We start from the raw sequence: 17759 nt of genomic DNA, 5'->3' as shown, positions 1-17759 counted from the left end.
GCCCGCGCGGGCCGATGGGCGGGTGAGCACGGATCGCTCACGCAGCAGGCCACGGATCGGCCGACCAGGACCACGCCGTGGTGAGGTGGGCCCGCATGGGCATGTTCGACTCCGTGAGCGTCCGCGCGCTCGACAGCGCGCTCGACGCCCTGGCGATGCGGCAGCGCGTCAGCGCCGCCAACGTCGCCAACCTGCAGACGCCGGGCTACCGCGCCCAGCGCGTCGCGTTCGAGGCCGAGCTCGCCTCGGCCGTCCGGCAGGGCGACGGTGCCGTCACCGCGAGCGTGGCCCGCAGCCTGGAGCCCACGCGCCAGGACGGCAACAACGTCAACCTCGAGACCGAGACGCTGCTCCAGATCGACACGAACCTGCGCTACCAGCTGGCGACGCAGGCGATGTCCGGCACGTTCTCGTCCGTCCGCACCGCGATGAGGACCAGCTGATGACGATCTTCGGGGCCATCGGCATGGCCGGGACCGGCATGACCGTGACGCGCAAGTGGATGGACGCCATCAGCGACAACCTCGCGAACGCGAGCACCGTCACCTCGACCTCCGAGGAGGCGTTCCGCACCCGCTACGTCGTCGCGCAGGAGATGGCCGACGGCGGTGTGCAGGTGGCGGGCGTCGCGCTCGGCGCGGCCGAGGGCCGTCTGGTGCACGAGCCGGACCACCCGCTCGCCGACGCGGACGGGTACGTGCGGTACCCCGACGTCGACATGGCGTCGCAGATGACGCAGCTGATCATGGCCCAGCGCGGCTACCAGGCGAACGCCGCCGTGGTCTCGCGGGCCACCGAGTCGTACCAGGCCGCCCTGCAGATCGGGCGCAGCTGATGAGCGGGCTGGGTGTCACCCCCGTCGCGGGCGTCACGTCGACGCTGCCCGCCGTCGAGCTCGGCGGTGCCGCGTCCGTCGCCGCACCGTCCGGCGCCTTCGCCGGCGTCCTCGGGCAGGTCGAGCAGCTCCAGCAGCTGCAGTCGACGTCCCAGGAGCTGGCCGTCAAGGCCGTGACCGGCGACCTCGACGACGTGCACGACTACACCGTCGCCTCCGCCCAGTCGTCCCTGGCCCTCGAGCTGACCGCCGCCGTGCGGAACAAGGCCGTCGAGGCGTTCACCGAGATCATGAGGATGCAGGTCTGATGCCCGCACAGGTGCAGGACGCGTGGAGCCGGCTCACCGGCACGGTCGGGCGGCTCACGCTCGCGCAGCGCACGTTCGCGCTCATCGGCATCGCCGCGGTGGTGCTGGGCGCCGTCGCGCTGACGAGCTGGATGTCGCGGCCCACGCTGGTGCCGCTGTTCTCCGGCCTGTCCGGCGCCGACGCCAGCGCGGTCGTCGACGAGCTCACGTCGGCCGGCGTCGCGTACCAGCTGGGCGACGGCGGGGCGACGGTGCTGGTGCCCGCGTCCGCCGTCTACGAGCAGCGGGTGCGCCTGGCCGCCGCCGGCCTGCCCGCCGACACCGACGGCAGCGGCTACTCCCTGCTCGACCAGATGCCCATGACCGCCTCGGAGTTCCAGCAGGAGACGACGTACCGGCGCGCGCTCGAGGGCGAGCTGTCCCGCACCGTCGCCGCCATCGAGGGCGTGCAGGCGGCCACGGTGCGCCTGGCGATCCCCGAGGAGACCGTCTTCGTCGCCGAGAAGTCCGACCCCACGGCCTCCGTGTTCGTCCGCACCCGCCCGGGTGCCGAGCTCACGGCCGACCAGGTGCAGGCCGTGACGCACCTGGTGTCCGCGGGCGTGGACGGCATGGAGCCCACCGACGTGGCCGTGGTCGACGCCGCCGGCCAGGTCCTGTCGGCCGTCGGCGCCGCGAGCGTGGGCGGCGCGCTGGCCGACTCGCGCGCCGCCGACTACGAGGCGCGCGTGGGCGGGGCCGTGCAGGCCATGCTGGACCGGCTCGTCGGCCCGGGGGCCGCGGCCGTGACGGTCAACGCGCAGCTCGACCTGTCCGAGTCGCAGCGCACCACCGAGGAGTTCTCGGCCACCCCCGACACCCCGCCGCTCGGCGCCTCGACCACCACCGAGGAGTACGCGGGCACCGGCGGGGGCAACGCCACGGGCGTGCTGGGACCCGACAACGTCGCGGTGCCCGGTGGCGTGGACGGCGGCGCCGGCACCTACAGCTCCACCAGCGAGGACGTGACCAACGCGGTCAACAAGAGCACCGAGGTGACCCGGTCGGCCCCGGGCACGCTGCAGAAGCAGTCCGTGTCCGTGCTGGTCGACGACCGGGCCGCCGGGGCGCTGGACATGGCCGACCTGACGGCGGCCGTCTCCGCCGCCGCGGGCATCGACACCGAGCGCGGCGACACCCTGTCGGTGCAGCGCATGTCGTTCGACACCGCGTCGGCGCTGGCCGCGCAGGAGGCGCTGGCGGCCGCCGACGCGCAGACCGCCGCGGCCGAGCGCAACGGGCTGGTCCGGGACGTCGCGACGGCCGCCGGGATCGTGCTGCTCGTCGTGGTCGTGCTCACCGTGCTGGGGCGGCGCTCGCGCCGTGCCCGCCGCGAGGCCCTCGACCTCGGCGAGCTCGCCGCGGCGCGCCAGGCGCCCGTGACGCTGGCGCTGCCGGAGGACGACCTGCCCGTGCTGCCGCCCGCGCCGCCCGCGCCGGACCCGACCGCGGTGCGCCGCGCCGAGATCGCCGCGCTGGCCGACGAGCAGCCCGAGCAGGTGGCCGAGCTGCTGCGCGGCTGGATGACGACGGGGGCGCCGCGATGACCGTCACCGGCCGGCAGAAGGCCGCCCTGCTGCTGCTGCAGCTCGGCAAGGAGCGCGCCGCGCGGGTCATGGCGCAGCTCGACGTGGCCGAGATCGAGGACCTGACCTCCGAGATCATGCGCATGGACCGGGTCGACCAGAGGCTCGCGGACGAGATCGTCGACGAGTTCTACGGCGTCGCCGAGATCGGCCCCGGCGTCGGCGGCGGGCCCGGGTTCGCGCAGCAGCTGCTGGAGGCGTCGCTCGGCAAGGAGAAGGCCGCCGGCATGATCGAGCGGCTGCAGGCATCCATGGCCGGGCACTCCTTCGAGTTCCTGCAGAAGGCCGACGCGCGCCAGGTGGTGTCCCTGCTCGACGGGGAGCACCCCCAGACCGTCGCCCTGGTCCTGGCTCACCTGCGCCCCGACCACGCCTCGGCGATCCTCGCGGGCCTGCCCGTCGACGTCCGCGCCGACGTGGCCCACCGCATCGCGCTCATGGAGCGGGCGTCCCCGGACGTCGTGGCCGTCGTCATCGAGGCGCTGCAGCGCAAGGCGTCCGCCGTGCTGCAGCCGCGCGAGCTGGCGGCCGTCGGAGGCGTGCAGCCGCTCGTCGAGATCATCAACCGCGCCGACCCGACCACCGAGAAGTCGATCCTCGAGGGCCTGTTCGAGCGCGACGAGGCCCTGGCCGACCAGGTCCGCAGCCTGATGTTCGTCTTCGGTGACGTCGTGCTGCTCGAGGACCGCGCGGTGCAGCTCGTGCTGCGGCAGGTCGAGACCGGCACGCTCGCGCAGGCCCTCAAGGGCTCACCCACGGAGGTGCGCGACAAGATCCTCACCAACCTGTCCGACCGGGCGCGCGAGAACCTGGTCGAGGAGATCGACCTGCTCGGGCCGGTGCGCCTGTCGCAGGTCGAGGAGGCGCGCGCCGCGATCGTCCAGGTCATCCGTGGCCTGGAGGAGAGCGGCCAGATCGTCGTCCGCCGCGACGCCGAGGACGAGCTCGTTGCCTGACCTCGACTTCGTGCCGCTGCAGCGCACGCCCGCCCCGCCCGCCACGCCGGCCACCGCGCCCCGGGCGATGGCGCTGTCGCGCCTCGACGCGCCCACGGCGCCGGACCCCGCCGCGCACGCGGCGGGCTGGGCCGCGGGGTACGCCGCGGGCGCCCGCCGTGCCGCGCAGGACGCGGCGGCGCGGCTGGACGCGGCGCACGCGGAGCAGCAGCGCGCCGAGGCGGCACGGGCGGACGCGCACGCGGCGGCCCTGGTGGCCCTGGACGCCGCCGCGCAGGCCCTGCGGGCACGGGAGACGCCCGTGCTGGCCGGCGCGCTGCAGGCCGTGCACGCCGCGGCGCTCGAGATCGCGGTCGCCCTGCTCGGCGTCGAGCTCACCGACGCGTCCGCCGCGGCGCGCGCCGCGCTGGCGCGCGTGCTCACCGCCCCGGACCTGCCCGACGACCTCGTCGTGCACCTGCACCCGCGGGACCTGGCGGCCGTCCCGACCGACGTCCCCGCCGGCGTCGTGCTCGTCGCGGACCCCGCCCTGGCACCCGGCGACGCCGTCGCCGAGCACGCCGACGGCCACCTGGACGCGCGCCTGTCCGCCGCGGTCGCCCGCGCCCGCGGCGCCCTGGACCTCGCATGACCCCCGCCACGACGCCGTCGGCGACCGGCGCGGACCGGTGGGACCGCGCCCTGCGCGCCGCCCGGCCCGTGCCGGTCGGCCGGGTGCGCGCCGTCGTCGGCCTGTCGGTCGAGACGGTGGGCACGGGTGCCGCCGTCGGCGAGCTCGTCACCCTCGGCGAGGGGGCCGACGCGGTGACCGCCGAGGTCGTGGCCACCGCGGGCGGCGCCACCCGGTGCATGCCGCTGGGCCCCACGCACGGCATGCGCGCCGGCCTGCCCGTGCGCGCCCACGGCACCGGTCTGCTGGTGCCCGTCGGCGCGGGTCTGCTCGGCCGCGTGCTGGACGGGCTCGGCCGGCCCATCGACGGCCGCGGGCCGCTCGACGCCGAGGCGATGGTCCCGCTGGACGCCCCCGCACCGCACCCCCTGGAGCGCGCCCGCGTCGACGCCCCCGTGCCGCTGGGCGTGCGCGTGCTGGACACCCTGGTCACCACCGGGCGCGGGCAGCGCCTGGGTCTGTTCGCCGGGTCCGGCGTCGGCAAGTCCAGCCTGCTGTCGATGATCGCGCGCGGCACCGACGCCGAGGTGTCGGTGATCGCGCTGGTCGGGGAGCGCGGCCGCGAGGTGCGGGAGTTCCTCGAGGACGACCTGGGCCCCGAGGGTCTCGCGCGGTCGGTCGTCGTCGTCGCGACGTCCGACCAGCCGCCGCTGGTGCGTCTGCGCTCCGCGTTCGTGGCCACGCGCATCGCCGAGCACCTGCGCGACCAGGGCCGCCACGCGGTGCTGATGATGGACTCCCTGACGCGCGTGGCCATGGCCCAGCGCGAGATCGGGCTGTCCGTCGGTGAGCCGCCGGCGACCCGCGGCTACCCGCCCAGCACGTTCGCGCTGCTCGCCCGGCTGCTCGAGCGCGCCGGGACGGGCCCCACGGGCTCGGTCACCGGCCTGTACACCGTGCTGGTGGACGGCGACGACCACAACGAGCCCATCGCCGACGCGGCCCGCTCGATCCTCGACGGGCACGTCGTGCTCGACCGCCGTCTGGCGGTCGCCGGGCACTTCCCGTCCGTCGACGCGCTGGGGTCGGTCTCGCGCGTCGCGGGCCGCGTGAGCACGCCGCAGCAGCGGGCCGACGCGGCGCGGCTGCGCGCCGTGATGGCGGCCCGCCGGCAGGCGCAGGACCTCATCGACGTCGGCGCGTACGTGGCCGGCTCCAACCCGCTGGTGGACACCGCCGTCACCCACGCCGCCGCGATCGACGCGTTCCTGCGCCAGGGGATGGACGAGCGTGCACCCGCGGGTGAGTCCTGGGGCCGGCTGCGGGCGCTGGTGGCGCAGATGGGGGAGTCATGAGCCGTCCCTTCCCGCTCGCGGGCCTGCTGCGGGTGCGCGCGCTCGCGGAGGACACCGCCGCCGCGGAGCTCGCCGGTGCGCGTCGTGAGGAGCGTGCCGCGCACGAGCGTGCCGCGCGCACGGCCGAGGTCCTCGGTGCCGCACGGCCGCCCGGTGAGGCGGACGTCGCGGCCTGGCAGGCGGCGGTCGCCGCCCGGTTGTCGCTGTCCGCGCTGCTGACCGAGGACGTCGAGCGCGTCCGCGGCGCGCAGGACGCGGTGGAGCGGCGCCAGGAGGACTGGACCGCCGCCCGCATCCGCACGCGCGCGGTCGAGCGGCTGCGGGACAAGCACGACGTCGCCGAGCGGCAGCAGGAGGAGCGCGCCGAGCAGGCCGTGCTCGACGAGGTCGCGGCCCGCAGCACGGACCCGACAGCACCCGGGGAGGACGCATGACCACGACCGTGGCGGGCCCGACGGCCCCCGCGCGCGCACCGCTGCCCGGCGGCGCGCCCCGCACCGGACCCCGGGCGGACGCGTTCGCCGACGTGCTGCGCGCGCAGGTCGGGACCGCGGACGGCAGGCGCGACGCCCGCCCGCCGCGCGGCGCCGCGGCGGACGGCCGGTCCGACGTGCGCGCCGGCCTCGACCGGACGCCGCGGCCCGAGCAGCCCGTGCGTGCGGTGGGCGGTCGCGGCAGCGACGGTGCGCCGTCCGACGTCGACGCGCGCACCGGCGACGCCGCGGTGCCGACCGACGCGACGCCCGGCACGGATGCGCTCGCGGCGGCCGTGGCCGTCACCGGCCAGACCGCCGCCCCGCCGGCCACGGCCCTCGCCGCACCCGCCGGCCTCACCGCCCCGCCGGCCGCCGACGGGGCCGCCGCGTCGGGCGCGACAGCCGGTGCCGCCCCCGGCGCAGCCACCGCCCTCACCGCACCCGCCGCCCTCACCGCCGCACCCGCCGGCGCGCTGACCGGCGGCGCTGCCGCGACCGACGCGCCACTGGCCGCGGTGGCGACCGGTGCCGCTGCCGGCGCCCCGCCGGCCGAGGTGGCGTCCGGTGGCCACCCCGGTACCCCGCCGGGGACCCTGCCCGTCGCCGGTGCGGCCGCCGGACCCGCGGCACCTGCGCCCGGTGCACCGGCCCCGACCGCCGTGGCGGGCGCTGCTCTTCCCACCGGCGCGGTCGCGCCGGCGGCCCCCGCCGTCACCGACCCCGCCCTGGCCGCTCCCGACGCCCCGTCGGACACCGGCGCCCGCCCGCCCACCTGGGCGCCCGTCGCGGCACCCGCGGCCGCCCCCGGCCCCGCCCCGGCCGCCGCACCCGTGCCCCCCGCCGCCGCGTCCGCAGCCACGCCCGCCGCGTTCACCGAGCAGCTCGGCGCGCGCCTGCGGTCCCTGACCGGGCTGGGCGCCGGCCGGCACGTCCTCACCGTCCCCCTGGACCCCGAGCACCTCGGCCCGGTCCGGGTGGTCGCCCACATCGGCCCCGAGGGTGTGCGGCTCGACCTGGCCGGCGCCACCGACGCGTCCCGCGAGATGCTGCGCGCCACCCTGGCCGACCTGCGTCGGGACCTGCAGGCCGCCGGTCTGCACGCCGAGCTCGACCTCGGTGGCCGCGGCGAGCAGCCCGGCCGCGACCCGGGCCGGCCCGGCGGCGCCGCGGGACGTCCTGACGCGACCACCGGAGGGCCCCGCCCCGCCGGACCGGCGGACGCCCCCGCCGACGCCGCCCCCGCCCCCACGCGCCCCGGCGCGATCGACCTCGTCGTCTGACCCCGGAGCAGCCATGACCATCGACACGTCGTACGCCGCAAGCGGCACCACGCGCACGCCCGACGCGGCCGCCACCACGGCCACGTCCAACGACTCCCTGGACAAGCAGGCGTTCCTCCAGCTCCTGGTCGCGCAGCTGCGCTACCAGGACCCGACGAGCCCCATGGACACCTCCCAGCTCATGGCGCAGACCACGCAGCTGACGACCATGGAGCGTCTCGTCGAGCTGTCCGACACCCAGCGCGAGGCCTTCGCGCTGCAGATGCGCTCGTCCGCCGCCGCGCTCGTCGGCACCCAGGTCGAGTGGACCGACGCCGACGGCGTCACGTCGCGCGGCCTGGTGTCCGCGGTGTCCTACGCGACGTCCGTGCCGACCGTGCGCGTCGGCGACGTCGACGTGCCGCTCGACGCGGTCGCCGCCGTCACGGGCCGCGCCTCCACCACGCCCGGCACCACCGAGCCCGGCACCACGGAGCCCGGCACCACCGCACCCGACGCACCCGGCACCGACCCCGACCTCACCCCCGGCGCCCCCGGCGCCACCCCCACCGCCGCCTGACGCGGACCACCGAAAGGGAACCGACCATGCTCCGCTCGCTCTTCTCCGGCATCAGCGGTCTGCGCAGTCACCAGACCATGCTCGACGTCACCGGCAACAACATCGCCAACGTCAACACCACGGGCTTCAAGTCCTCGCAGGTGCAGTTCCAGGACACCCTGTCCCAGGTGCTGTCCAACGCCGGCGGCGCCCAGGAGGGCGTCGGCGGCACCAACCCCGCCCAGGTGGGGCTCGGCGTGCGCGTCGCCGGCGTCACGACCAGCTTCACGCAGGGCGCCTCGCAGACCACAGGTCGCAGCACCGACATGATGATCCAGGGCGACGGGTTCTTCGTCGTGCGCAAGGGCGCGGAGACCTACTACACGCGCGCCGGGTCGTTCGACTTCGACGCGACCGGGCAGATGGTGCTGCCGGGCGAGGGCGCCCTGGTGCAGGGCTGGGCGGCCACCAACGGCGTGGTCGACACCAACGCGGCGCTCACCGACCTGCGCGTCCCGGCCGGCACGACCATGGGTGCCGTCGCGTCGCGGGGCGCCGTGTTCGACGGCAACCTCGACGCGGCCGCCGCGGACGGCACGTCCAAGACGCTGACCACCACGCTGTACGACTCGGTCGGCACCGCCCGCACGCTGGCCCTGACGTTCACCAAGGACGCGACGGGCTGGAACGTCGCGGCCACCGACGGCACCACGGCCGTGGCCCAGCAGGCCGTGACCTTCGACGCGAACGGCGCCATCACGGCGCCGCGGTCGCTCGCGGTCGGGGGCGTCACCGTGGAACTCGGCGCTCTGACGGGCTACGCGGGCCTCGACACGGCGCAGGCCGTGTCCCAGGACGGGCAGGCCGCCGGCACGCTGCTGTCGTTCGCGCTGGGCGCGGACGGCACCATCACCGGCGCCTTCAGCAACGGGCTCAAGCAGGTGATCGGGCGCATCGCGCTCGGTGCGTTCACCAACCCGGCGGGCCTGGAGAAGGCCGGCGGCTCGCTGTACCGCACGAGCGTCAACTCCGGCGACGCCCAGGTCGGCACCGCCGGGACGGGCGGGCGCGGGTCCCTGGCGGGCGGCGCGCTCGAGATGTCGAACGTCGACCTGTCCAGCGAGTTCACCAGCCTCATCGTGGCGCAGCGGGGGTTCCAGGCGAACTCCCGCATCATCACCACGTCCGACGAGGTGCTCAACGAGCTGGTCAACCTCAAGCGCTGATGGTCGACGGCATCGCGGCGATCGCCGCACGCATGGCGCACATCCGTGGGCTCGTCGCCCCGGCGGCGGTCGTGGCGTCCCCCGCCACGACCACCGCCACGGGCACGGCCTTCGCCGACGCCCTGTCCCGGGCCACCGCGACGTACGAGCCCGCGGCGCCGCCCGCGCCGACGACGACCGTCGACACGTCGGCGTCGTCGGTGCGGCGGATCAACGGCGACATGCTGCCGCAGGGCCTGGCGGGCCACGCCAACGGCCGGGTCCCGGACGCCGCCCTCACCCCGGTCGGCGACACCGGCCACCGGCTGTGGCAGCCGGCCGCGCAGCAGCTGACGCGGATGATCGCCGACGCCCGGGCGCAGGGCGTCACCATCGGCATCACGGACTCGTACCGCACGTACGACACGCAGGTCGACCTCGTACGTCGCAAGGGCCTGTACTCGCAGGGCGGCCTCGCGGCCGCCCCCGGCACGTCCGACCACGGCTGGGGCCTGGCCGCCGACCTGCGGCTGGACGCGACGGCGCAGGCGTGGATGCGGGCCAACGCCGATCGCTACGGCTTCGCCGAGGACACGCCGCGCGAGCCGTGGCACTGGGCGTACCAGACCTGACGTCCCCGCACGTGGGACCCCCCGACCCCTCAGGGCCGGTGCCCTCCTGCCGATGGGCCGGGTGCACCCCACGGACGGGGTGCGCGCGGTGGGAGCGGCTCGGTGCCGCCCGCCGCGCGGACGCAGGACCAGGGACGGGGCGTGCCGTGATCGTCGTGACGCGACTGAGCGGGGGCAGGTTCGGGGTGAACCCCGACCTGATCCAACGTGTGGACAGCGCACCCGACACGATCCTCACGCTGGTCGACGGCACCAAGCTGATCGTGCGGGAGTCCCTCGACGAGGTGATCGCCCTGATCCACGACCAGCGCGCCGGGCTGCTGGCCCGCGCCCGGGACATCGAGCGGCTGCGCCCCGTGCGCGCCGTGCCGGACCTCGTCGACGACGCGGAGGGCGACGACCCGCCGCCGCCCGTGCTGCTGCGGCAGAGGGACCGCTGATGGACCCGGCCGGGATCATCGGCATCGTCCTCGCGTTCGGCGCGATCTTCGCCGCGCTGACGCTCGAGGGCGCCGACCCGATGTCGATCCTGCTGCCCGCGCCGCTGATCCTGGTGTGGGGCGGCACCCTGGGCGTGGGCCTGGCCGGGCACACGCTCAAGGACGCCAAGGCCGCGTTCGCGGCGGTCCCGCGCGCCCTGCGCGCCCGCGCCCCCAAGCCCGGCGCGAACGTCGAGACCGTGATCTCCCTCGCGGAGCGCGCCCGGCGCGAGGGGCTGCTGGCCCTGGAGGACGACGCGCGGCAGGTCGAGGACCCGTTCCTGCGCGAGGGGCTGCAGGCCGCGATCGACGGCACGGACCCCGAGGACCTGCGGATGATCCTCGAGGACCGGATCGCCACCAAGCGCACCGCGGACCGCGTGCACTCCAAGTACTTCGTCGACATGGGCGGCTATGCCCCGACCATCGGCATCATCGGCACGGTCATCTCGCTGGTGCACGTGCTGGAGAACCTCGCCGACCCGGCCTCCCTGGGGCACTCCATCGCGGCGGCGTTCGTCGCGACGCTCTGGGGCATCCTGTCCGCCAACGTCGTCTGGCTGCCGCTGGGCACGCGGATCCGGCGCATCTCGGACCTCGAGTGCCAGCAGATGGAGATCACGCTCGAGGGCCTGCTGGCCGTGCAGTCGGGTGCCAACCCCCGGCTGGTCGGCGAGCGGCTGCGCAGCCTGCTGCCCGAGGCGGAGGGCCGCGCGGACTCGCGCAAGGAGGCCGCGTGAGCGGCCGGCCCGGGCGTCGCCGGTCGCGCGCCCCCGAGGAGGAGCACGTCAACCACGAGCGCTGGCTCGTGAGCTACTCCGACATGATCACCGTGCTCATGGCGCTGTTCATCGTGCTCTTCGCGATCAGCCAGGTCGACCAGGAGAAGTACATCGCCCTCAGCCAGTCCCTGGCCGCCGGGTTCGGGGACGGCACCCCCGAGGTCCCGCCCTCGCAGCTCGACGGCGGGCCGGGCGTCCTCGACGGGCTGGTCCCGCAGGACCGGGACGCCGTCGCCGCGAGCACCGCCGGCCTCGTGGACGCCGACAGCGGGCTGGGGGAGCAGGGGAGCACGCCGGCCCCGCGCCCGTCGGTGGACCCGGTGCTGCTGGCCGCCGCGCAGCAGGAGGCCGCGCACCTGGCCGCGATCCGCGAGACCATCCGCGCGAGCCTGGCCGGTCAGGGCCTCGAGTCGGTGGTCGCCTTCCGCATCGACGAACGCGGCCTGGTGCTCGGTCTCGTGGCCGACGACGTGTTCTTCGCCCCCGCGAGCGCGCAGCTCACGGACACCGCGCGGCGGGTGCTGGACGCGGCCGGGCCGACCCTGGTGGCCCTGCCGGAGCAGATCGCGGTCGAGGGGCACGCCAACGTGCTGCCGGTCGCCGGCCGCTACGCCACCAACTGGGAGCTGTCCGCCGACCGTGCCACGCAGGTGCTGCGGCACCTGGTCGAGCGCGACGGGCTGGCGCCCGGCCGGGTGTCGGCGGTCGGGTACGGCGACGCGCGGCCGGTCGCGGCCGGGATGGACGACACCTCGCTGGCCGTGAACCGGCGGGTGGACCTGGTCGTGCTGAGCGACGCGCCCGAGCGGGTGCGTGAGCTGGTCCCCGCGGTGGTCACGCCGTGACCGCCGTCCGCCGCCCCGAGACGGAGGTGTGAGATGCCCATCGAGCAACGGGTCGTGTCCCGGCAGAAGATCGGCGCGCGGGGGTCCGCGGCGCCCGAGGCGGTGCCGACCGCCCCGCCCGCACCGGCCGGTCGGCCCCGCCGCCGGCTCCTGCTGGTGGTGGTCCTGGTCCTGGTGCTGGCCGTGGCCGGTGCCGCGGCGTGGTTCCTGCTGGGCCGCGACGCCGAGGTCCCCGAGGCCCCGGTCGCCGAGCCGGCTCCCGTCGCCGGGGAGGTGGTGCAGGTCGACCCGATCAGCATCAACCTGGCCGACGGGCGGTACCTGCGGCTCGGTCTGGGTCTGCAGCTCACCGCGGACGCGCACGGTGCACCCGACCCGTCCCGCGCGCTCGACCTGGCGATCTCCCTGTACTCCGGCCGGACGGTCGGCGAGGTGTCCGACCCCACGACCCGCGACGCGCTCAAGACGCAGCTCGCGGAGCAGCTCGCGCACGCCTACGAGGGCGAGGTGATGGACGTCTACCTGACGAACTACGTCACGCAGTGACGTGATCCACCGGCGCCACGGACGGCGCCGTCGTCGCTCCCCGCCGCGCGCGACCGTGCCGCGCGACAGACCGCCCACGACGGGCGGCGGGAGATCCACCGCACGGTCGGCCCACCGGTGACGGGCCTCGTCGTCCCGTCGTCCGGGTCCGGTGCACCGTTCTCCTCATGACCGCGCGCGCTCCGCCGATGGGGTGGTCGTGACGCCGTCCCCACCCGTGACCGACGCGCCCGCGCCCGCGGCGTCGGCCCGCCGACGCGCCGGCACCGCCGCGCCGGTGCCGTACGACTTCCGCCGCCCGCTGACGCTGTCCCGCGAGCACGCCCGCCACCTGTCGATGGCCCTGCAGCGGTTCGCCCGCCAGTGGGGCACGCAGCTCACGGCGCGCCTGCGCGCGCTCGTCCAGGTGACCTTCGAGGAGGTCTCGCTCGTCACGTACGACGAGCACGTGGCGAACCTGCCCACCCCCACCGCGCTGTTCGTGTGCACGGTCGACAAGCCGCGCGGCACCGCGCTGCTGCAGATGCCGGTCGGCACCACGCTCGTCTGGGTCGACTACCTCTTCGGGGGCACGGGCCTGGGTGACGACCGGGAGGGTCGCGAGCTCACCGAGATCGAGACCACCGTGGTGCGCGACCTCGTCGGGCACGCGCTGGCCGACCTGTCGTACACCTTCGCGTCGATCATGCCGCTGGAGCTCACGGTGCGGTCGGTCCAGTACAACCCGCAGTTCGTGCAGGCCGTCGCGGCCACCGACGCCGTCCTCTCGGCGCGGTTCACCCTGCGCGTCGGCGAGGACCGGGTCGAGTCCGCCACCCTCATGCTGCCGGCCGAGCCCGTGCTCGCCGCGCTGCGCGCCGACCAGCGTCCCGACGACCCGGTCCAGGGCCACGACGCGCAGGACCGGGCCCGGGCGGACCTCGAGCGCGCCGCCCTCGACGTCCCGGTCGAGGTGGCGGTGCGCTGCACCCCGCGCACGCTGCACCCCCGTGACGTGGTCGACCTCGCCGTCGGTGACGTCCTGCCCTTGTCCCACCCCGCGAGCCGACCGCTGGAGGTGGTGGTCGACGACGTCGTGCTCGCGCACGCCGCGGCGGGCACGCACGGGTCCCGGCTCGCCTGCCAGGTCGTCAGCGTCGAGGAGATCCCCGCATGAGCACCACGTCCACCGTCGTCGACGCCCTGGCGGCCGCCGCCGCCGCGGCCCCCCTCGTGCCGGCGGCCGTCCCGCTCGGTGCCGTCCCCGCGACCGGCGCCCCACCGGCCGACGCGCTCGCGGTCGTCGCCGGCGTCGTCGGCCCGGTCTCCGCCGAGCTGGCCGTCGTGCTCGGCCCGCAGGTCGCGCACGCCCTCGCGGAGGGTGCCGGCGGGGCGGCGCTGGACCCGGCGGTCGCGCTGCGCCCGGCGCTGCAGGCCGCCGCCGCCACCCTCGGCGACGGTGTGCTGGAGCCGGCGCGCGTGACCACGGCCGGGCTCGTCACGGGCCCCGGCAGCCAGGTCGTCGCGCTCGAGGGCGTCGACGGCACGTACGCGTGGGTCGTGGTGCGCGAGCGTCCGGGCGTCCCGCCGCAGGCGGCCACGCCGAGCCTGCCCTCGCAGCGCGGGGCGTCGTTGCGCGCGCTGTACGACGTCGAGCTCACCCTCACGGCGGAGATCGGCCGCGCCCGCCTGCCGCTGCGGCAGGTGCTGGACCTCACGCCGGGCACGGTGCTGGAGCTGGACCGCGCGGCCGGCGGTCCCGCGGACGTCGTCGTCAACGGTCGTCTGATCGCGCGCGGCGAGGTCGTGGTCGTGGACGAGGACTTCGCGGTGCGCATCACCGAGATCGTCAGCGCGCCGGACGCCGTCTGATGGACGAGCTCCTGCTGGTCGGTCGCGTGCTGCTGTCGCTGGCGTGCGTCGTCGGGCTGATCTGGTACCTGGCGCGCCGGTTCGGTGCGTCGCGTCCGGCGGCCGACGACCGCGAGCCGCGCGTGCGCGTCGTCGACCGGCAGGCGCTCGGGCGGACGTCCGGCGTCGCCGTCGTGGCCGTGGGCAGCCGCCGGCTGCTCGTGGGCTTCGGTGAGCAGCAGGTCGCGCTGCTCACCGAGCTGGGCCCGGTCGTCGAGCGCCCGCCGACGGTGGGCGCCGACGCGGTCGTCCCCGCGCCGCGGACGCCGGACACCGCGGCGGCCGCGGGCCCGCTCGCCGGCTCGGTGCTGTCGCCGCAGACGTGGCGCGCGACCGTGCGGGCGCTGCAGGACCGCACGGTGCGGCGATGACGCCCGTGCAGGGGGCACGGACGTCGCCCGTCCGCCGGTACCTGCTGCTGGTCGGTGCGGTGCTGCTGGCGCTGCTCGTGCTGCAGGTCGCGCAGGGGGCCGAGGCGTCCGCCACCGTGGGCCCGACACCCCCGGCCGCCCCCGCCGAACCGACGGACCCGACCGGCAACGGTGAGGTGTCCGTGCAGGTCAACGGCATCAACGGGACGCCGAGCGGCTCGATCGTGGTGCTGCTGGGCATCACGCTGCTGTCGGTCGCACCCTCCCTGATCCTGCTCACCACGAGCTTCACCAAGATCCTCGTGGTGCTCTCGCTGACCCGCAACGCCCTCGGGCTGCAGGGCGTGCCGCCCAACCAGGTGCTCGCGGGCATCGCGCTGTTCCTGTCGCTGTTCGTCATGGCGCCCGTCCTCAGCGGCGTCAACGAGCTCGGCGTGCAGCCCTACCTCGACGGCAGCCTGACGTTCACGCAGGCGGTGGAGTCCGGGCAGCAGCCGCTGCGCGAGTTCATGCTCGCCCACACGCGCGAGGAGGACGTCGCGCTGCTCACGCGAGCAGCCGAGCAGCCCAACCCGCAGACGCCCGCCGACGTGCCCTTCACCGTGCTGGCGCCGGCCTTCCTGCTCTCCGAGCTGCGCGCCGCGTTCATCATGGGCTTCGTCATCTTCGTGCCGTTCCTCGTCATCGACCTGGTCGTGTCCGCGGCGCTGATGGCGATGGGCATGATGATGCTGCCGCCCATCATGGTGTCGCTGCCGTTCAAGCTGCTGCTGTTCGTGCTGGTCGACGGCTGGGGGCTGGTCGTCACCGCCCTCGTCGGCTCGTACGCGGGTGCCGGCTAGTGGACACCAACGCGGTCCTCGACATCGCCCTCGACGCCCTGGTGCTGACGGCCAAGCTCGCCGCTCCCGTGCTCGTCACCGCGCTCGTCGTCGGGTTCACGGTCTCGCTCGTGCAGTCCGTGACGCAGATCCAGGAGGTCACGCTCTCGTTCGTGCCCAAGGCGGTGGCCGCGGGTGCGGCGCTGCTCATCTGCGGGCACTGGATGATCACCGAGCTCGTGACCTTCACCCACGAGCTCTACGGCCGGATCCCGGCGCTCGTGGGCGGGTGAGCACCGGATGGATCCCGTCGCCGTCACCCTGCCGCTCGCCGCGGTCCAGACCACCCTGCTCGCGTCCGTGCGGATGATCGCGTTCCTCGTGGTCGCGCCGCCGTTCGCGCAGCGGGGCGTGCCCGGGTCCGTCAAGGTCGCGCTGGGCACCGGGCTCGCGCTGGCGGTCGCCCCGCGCCTGCCGCAGGTGCCGTCCGCGAGCACGGCCGTGTTCTTCGGCGACCTCGCGCTGCAGGCGGTCGTGGGGGCCGCGACCGGGTTCCTCGTGTACCTGCTGTTCGCCGCGGTCCAGTCCGCCGGTGCCCTGGTCGACCTGTTCGGCGGGTTCCAGATCGCCGCGGCGTTCGACCCGATGAGCATGACGAGCGGCGCGCAGTTCTCGCGGCTGTACCAGCTGCTCGCCGTGGTGCTGCTGTTCGCGTCCGACGGGTACCAGCTCGTCGTCGCCGGGCTCGTCCGCACCTTCGACGCCCTGCCCCTGGGTGTCATGTTCTCCACCGCCGCGTACGGGCAGAGCCTCGCCGACGGGCTGACCGACATGTTCGTCGCGGCGCTGCAGATCGCCGGGCCGCTGCTCGTCGTGCTGTTCCTGGCCGACGTGGGCCTGGGGCTGCTGACCCGCGTCTCGCCCGCGCTCAACGCGTTCGCCCTCGGGTTCCCGCTGAAGATCCTGCTGACGCTCACCCTGTCCGGGTTCGCGCTGCTCGCGCTGCCCGACATCCTCGGCACGCTCGCCGAGGACGCGGCCACGACCGTCCCGGCGGTGCTGCGATGAGCGGGGAGCGCAGCGAGAAGGCCACACCGCAGCGGATGAAGGACGTGCGGCGCAAGGGGCAGCTCGGCCGCTCGCAGGACCTGTCGGCGTGGGTGGGGCTGGGCGCGGCCGCCGTCATGCTGCCCGGCGTGCTCACCCGTGCGCAGGACGCCGGCCTCGAGCAGATGGCGCAGGTGCGCGCCGTCGCGGTCACCGCCGACCCCCTGCAGGCGGTCGAGGTGCTGCGCGCCGCGCTGACGAGCCTGGGCACCACGCTCGCGCCCATGTTCGTGGTCCTCGTGGTCGTGACGATCGTCGTCGCCGCCGCGCAGGGCGGCATCACGTTCCGCAGCATGAAGCCGCGGTTCGACCACCTCAAGCCCGCGGCCGCGGCCAAGCGCTTCGTCGGCCCGCAGGCGCTGTGGCAGGGGGTCAAGACCCTGCTCAAGACGCTCGCCGTCGCGGGCGTGCTCGTCATGGGCGTGCAGGCGATGGTGCCGACGCTCATGGCGTCGGGCACGCTCCCGCTGTCCGCGATCCTCGGCGCGGCCGGTACCGGGGCCGCCGACCTGCTGCGCGGCGGGATCGCCGCCGGCATCGCGCTGGCCGCGGTCGACCTCGCCGTCGTCGTGCGCCGCAACCGCAAGTCGACGCGCATGACCAAGCAGGAGCTCAAGGAGGAGAACAAGCGCACGGAGGGCGACCCGCACGTCAAGGGCGCCATCCGCGCGAAGCAGGCGCGCATGAGCCGCAACCGCATGATGGCGCAGGTCGCGCAGGCCGACGTGGTCCTGGTCAACCCCACCCACGTGGCCGTCGCCCTGCGCTACGAGCCGGGCACGGGTGCACCGCGCGTCGTGGCCAAGGGCGCCGGGAACGTCGCCACCCGGATCCGCGAGCTCGCCACGGAGCACCGCGTCCCGCTCGTGGAGGACGTGCCCCTCGCGCGCGCCCTGCACGGTGCCTGCGAGGTCGACCAGGAGATCCCCGAGCAGCTGTTCACCGCCGTCGCCCGGGTGCTCGCGTTCGTCATGGCGCTGCGGCGCCGCGGCGCCGGCGCCGGGCACCACCGTCTGCCCACCGGCTCCGCGCTGCCGGCCGGCACCCCCGTCCCACCCCGAGGCCGGCGCCGCGCCGGTCCCGCCCCCAGGAGCTGAC

23 protein-coding genes are annotated in these 17759 nt (G+C 75.8%); all 23 read left to right on the top strand.

What is annotated here, in order from left to right; genetic code table 11:
* Window positions 1–101: 101 nt before the first annotated feature.
* The 23 genes from J1G43_RS15040 to J1G43_RS14930 all read left to right on the top strand — a co-directional run bounded on the left by J1G43_RS15040 (window position 102) and on the right by J1G43_RS14930 (window position 17758).
* Complete coding sequence (locus J1G43_RS15040) at window positions 102–443, top strand: flagellar basal body protein (protein ID WP_207340793.1); 342 nt, start codon at window positions 102–104, stop codon at window positions 441–443.
* Entirely contained in the window at window positions 443–835 is a 393-nt protein-coding gene (locus tag J1G43_RS15035; RefSeq protein ID WP_207340495.1) for a flagellar basal body rod protein FlgC, read from the top strand. Before J1G43_RS15040 ends, J1G43_RS15035 begins: the two co-directional genes overlap by 1 nt.
* A complete protein-coding gene (fliE, locus tag J1G43_RS15030; protein WP_207378761.1) occupies window positions 835–1143 on the top strand; it encodes a flagellar hook-basal body complex protein FliE in 309 nt (102 codons plus the stop codon). Before J1G43_RS15035 ends, fliE begins: the two co-directional genes overlap by 1 nt.
* Window positions 1143–2729 carry a flagellar basal-body MS-ring/collar protein FliF gene (gene fliF, locus J1G43_RS15025; protein WP_207378760.1) on the top strand — a complete coding sequence of 529 codons (1587 nt, stop codon included), beginning with the start codon at window positions 1143–1145 and terminating at the stop codon, window positions 2727–2729. Before fliE ends, fliF begins: the two co-directional genes overlap by 1 nt.
* Window positions 2726–3724: a flagellar motor switch protein FliG gene (gene fliG, locus J1G43_RS15020; RefSeq protein WP_207340498.1), complete on the top strand. Its 999-nt coding sequence runs from the start codon at window positions 2726–2728 to the stop codon at window positions 3722–3724. The genes fliF and fliG overlap by 4 nt, the downstream gene beginning before the upstream one ends.
* Window positions 3717–4355, top strand: coding sequence for a FliH/SctL family protein (locus J1G43_RS15015; protein WP_207378759.1), 639 nt, complete (start codon window positions 3717–3719; stop codon window positions 4353–4355). The genes fliG and J1G43_RS15015 overlap by 8 nt, the downstream gene beginning before the upstream one ends.
* Window positions 4352–5689, top strand: coding sequence for a FliI/YscN family ATPase (locus tag J1G43_RS15010; RefSeq protein ID WP_207340500.1), 1338 nt, complete (start codon window positions 4352–4354; stop codon window positions 5687–5689). Before J1G43_RS15015 ends, J1G43_RS15010 begins: the two co-directional genes overlap by 4 nt.
* Window positions 5686–6123: a flagellar export protein FliJ gene (locus J1G43_RS15005; RefSeq protein ID WP_207340501.1), complete on the top strand. Its 438-nt coding sequence runs from the start codon at window positions 5686–5688 to the stop codon at window positions 6121–6123. The genes J1G43_RS15010 and J1G43_RS15005 overlap by 4 nt, the downstream gene beginning before the upstream one ends.
* Window positions 6120–7445 (top strand): flagellar hook-length control protein FliK, encoded by a 1326-nt coding sequence (locus tag J1G43_RS15000; protein ID WP_207378758.1) that lies wholly within the window; start codon window positions 6120–6122, stop codon window positions 7443–7445. The genes J1G43_RS15005 and J1G43_RS15000 overlap by 4 nt, the downstream gene beginning before the upstream one ends.
* Window positions 7446–7458: 13 nt before the next feature.
* The gene (locus tag J1G43_RS14995; protein WP_207371319.1) at window positions 7459–8004 is read left to right on the top strand and encodes a flagellar hook assembly protein FlgD; all 546 of its coding nucleotides are present in this window, start codon (window positions 7459–7461) and stop codon (window positions 8002–8004) included.
* Window positions 8005–8030: 26 nt separating this feature from the next.
* Window positions 8031–9209, top strand: a complete 1179-nt coding sequence (locus J1G43_RS14990; RefSeq protein WP_207378757.1) for a flagellar hook protein FlgE — start codon at window positions 8031–8033, stop codon at window positions 9207–9209.
* Window positions 9209–9820 carry a D-alanyl-D-alanine carboxypeptidase family protein gene (locus J1G43_RS14985; protein ID WP_207340505.1) on the top strand — a complete coding sequence of 204 codons (612 nt, stop codon included), beginning with the start codon at window positions 9209–9211 and terminating at the stop codon, window positions 9818–9820. The genes J1G43_RS14990 and J1G43_RS14985 overlap by 1 nt, the downstream gene beginning before the upstream one ends.
* Before the next feature lie 146 nt (window positions 9821–9966).
* A complete protein-coding gene (locus J1G43_RS19445) occupies window positions 9967–10260 on the top strand; it encodes a flagellar FlbD family protein (protein ID WP_207340506.1) in 294 nt (97 codons plus the stop codon).
* On the top strand, window positions 10260–11039 hold the full coding sequence (locus J1G43_RS14975; protein ID WP_207340507.1) for a motility protein A: 780 nt from the start codon (window positions 10260–10262) through the stop codon (window positions 11037–11039). Before J1G43_RS19445 ends, J1G43_RS14975 begins: the two co-directional genes overlap by 1 nt.
* Window positions 11036–11926 carry a flagellar motor protein MotB gene (locus J1G43_RS14970; RefSeq protein WP_207340508.1) on the top strand — a complete coding sequence of 297 codons (891 nt, stop codon included), beginning with the start codon at window positions 11036–11038 and terminating at the stop codon, window positions 11924–11926. The genes J1G43_RS14975 and J1G43_RS14970 overlap by 4 nt, the downstream gene beginning before the upstream one ends.
* Before the next feature lie 33 nt (window positions 11927–11959).
* Entirely contained in the window at window positions 11960–12472 is a 513-nt protein-coding gene (gene fliL / locus J1G43_RS14965; protein WP_207340509.1) for a flagellar basal body-associated protein FliL, read from the top strand.
* Between the two features lie 199 nt (window positions 12473–12671).
* On the top strand, window positions 12672–13628 hold the full coding sequence (locus tag J1G43_RS19690) for a flagellar motor switch protein FliM (RefSeq protein ID WP_249670764.1): 957 nt from the start codon (window positions 12672–12674) through the stop codon (window positions 13626–13628).
* Window positions 13625–14323, top strand: coding sequence for a flagellar motor switch protein FliN (gene fliN / locus J1G43_RS14955; protein ID WP_207340510.1), 699 nt, complete (start codon window positions 13625–13627; stop codon window positions 14321–14323). The genes J1G43_RS19690 and fliN overlap by 4 nt, the downstream gene beginning before the upstream one ends.
* Window positions 14323–14733, top strand: coding sequence for a flagellar biosynthetic protein FliO (locus tag J1G43_RS14950; RefSeq protein ID WP_207340511.1), 411 nt, complete (start codon window positions 14323–14325; stop codon window positions 14731–14733). The genes fliN and J1G43_RS14950 overlap by 1 nt, the downstream gene beginning before the upstream one ends.
* Window positions 14730–15575 carry a flagellar type III secretion system pore protein FliP gene (fliP, locus tag J1G43_RS14945; RefSeq protein ID WP_207340512.1) on the top strand — a complete coding sequence of 282 codons (846 nt, stop codon included), beginning with the start codon at window positions 14730–14732 and terminating at the stop codon, window positions 15573–15575. The genes J1G43_RS14950 and fliP overlap by 4 nt, the downstream gene beginning before the upstream one ends.
* Window positions 15575–15847, top strand: coding sequence for a flagellar biosynthesis protein FliQ (fliQ, locus tag J1G43_RS14940; protein ID WP_207340513.1), 273 nt, complete (start codon window positions 15575–15577; stop codon window positions 15845–15847). Before fliP ends, fliQ begins: the two co-directional genes overlap by 1 nt.
* 7 nt (window positions 15848–15854) lie before the next feature.
* On the top strand, window positions 15855–16622 hold the full coding sequence (locus J1G43_RS14935) for a flagellar biosynthetic protein FliR (RefSeq protein WP_207340514.1): 768 nt from the start codon (window positions 15855–15857) through the stop codon (window positions 16620–16622).
* Window positions 16619–17758: a flagellar biosynthesis protein FlhB gene (locus tag J1G43_RS14930; RefSeq protein WP_207340515.1), complete on the top strand. Its 1140-nt coding sequence runs from the start codon at window positions 16619–16621 to the stop codon at window positions 17756–17758. Before J1G43_RS14935 ends, J1G43_RS14930 begins: the two co-directional genes overlap by 4 nt.
* The last annotated feature ends 1 nt before the right edge of the window (window position 17759 follow it).

The sequence above is a fragment of the Cellulomonas sp. zg-ZUI22 genome (genome assembly GCF_017353535.1).
GTDB lineage: Bacteria > Actinomycetota > Actinomycetes > Actinomycetales > Cellulomonadaceae > Cellulomonas > Cellulomonas wangleii.
Note: the sequence above shows the minus strand (reverse complement) of the source record. Positions and strands in the feature narration are given on the sequence as shown.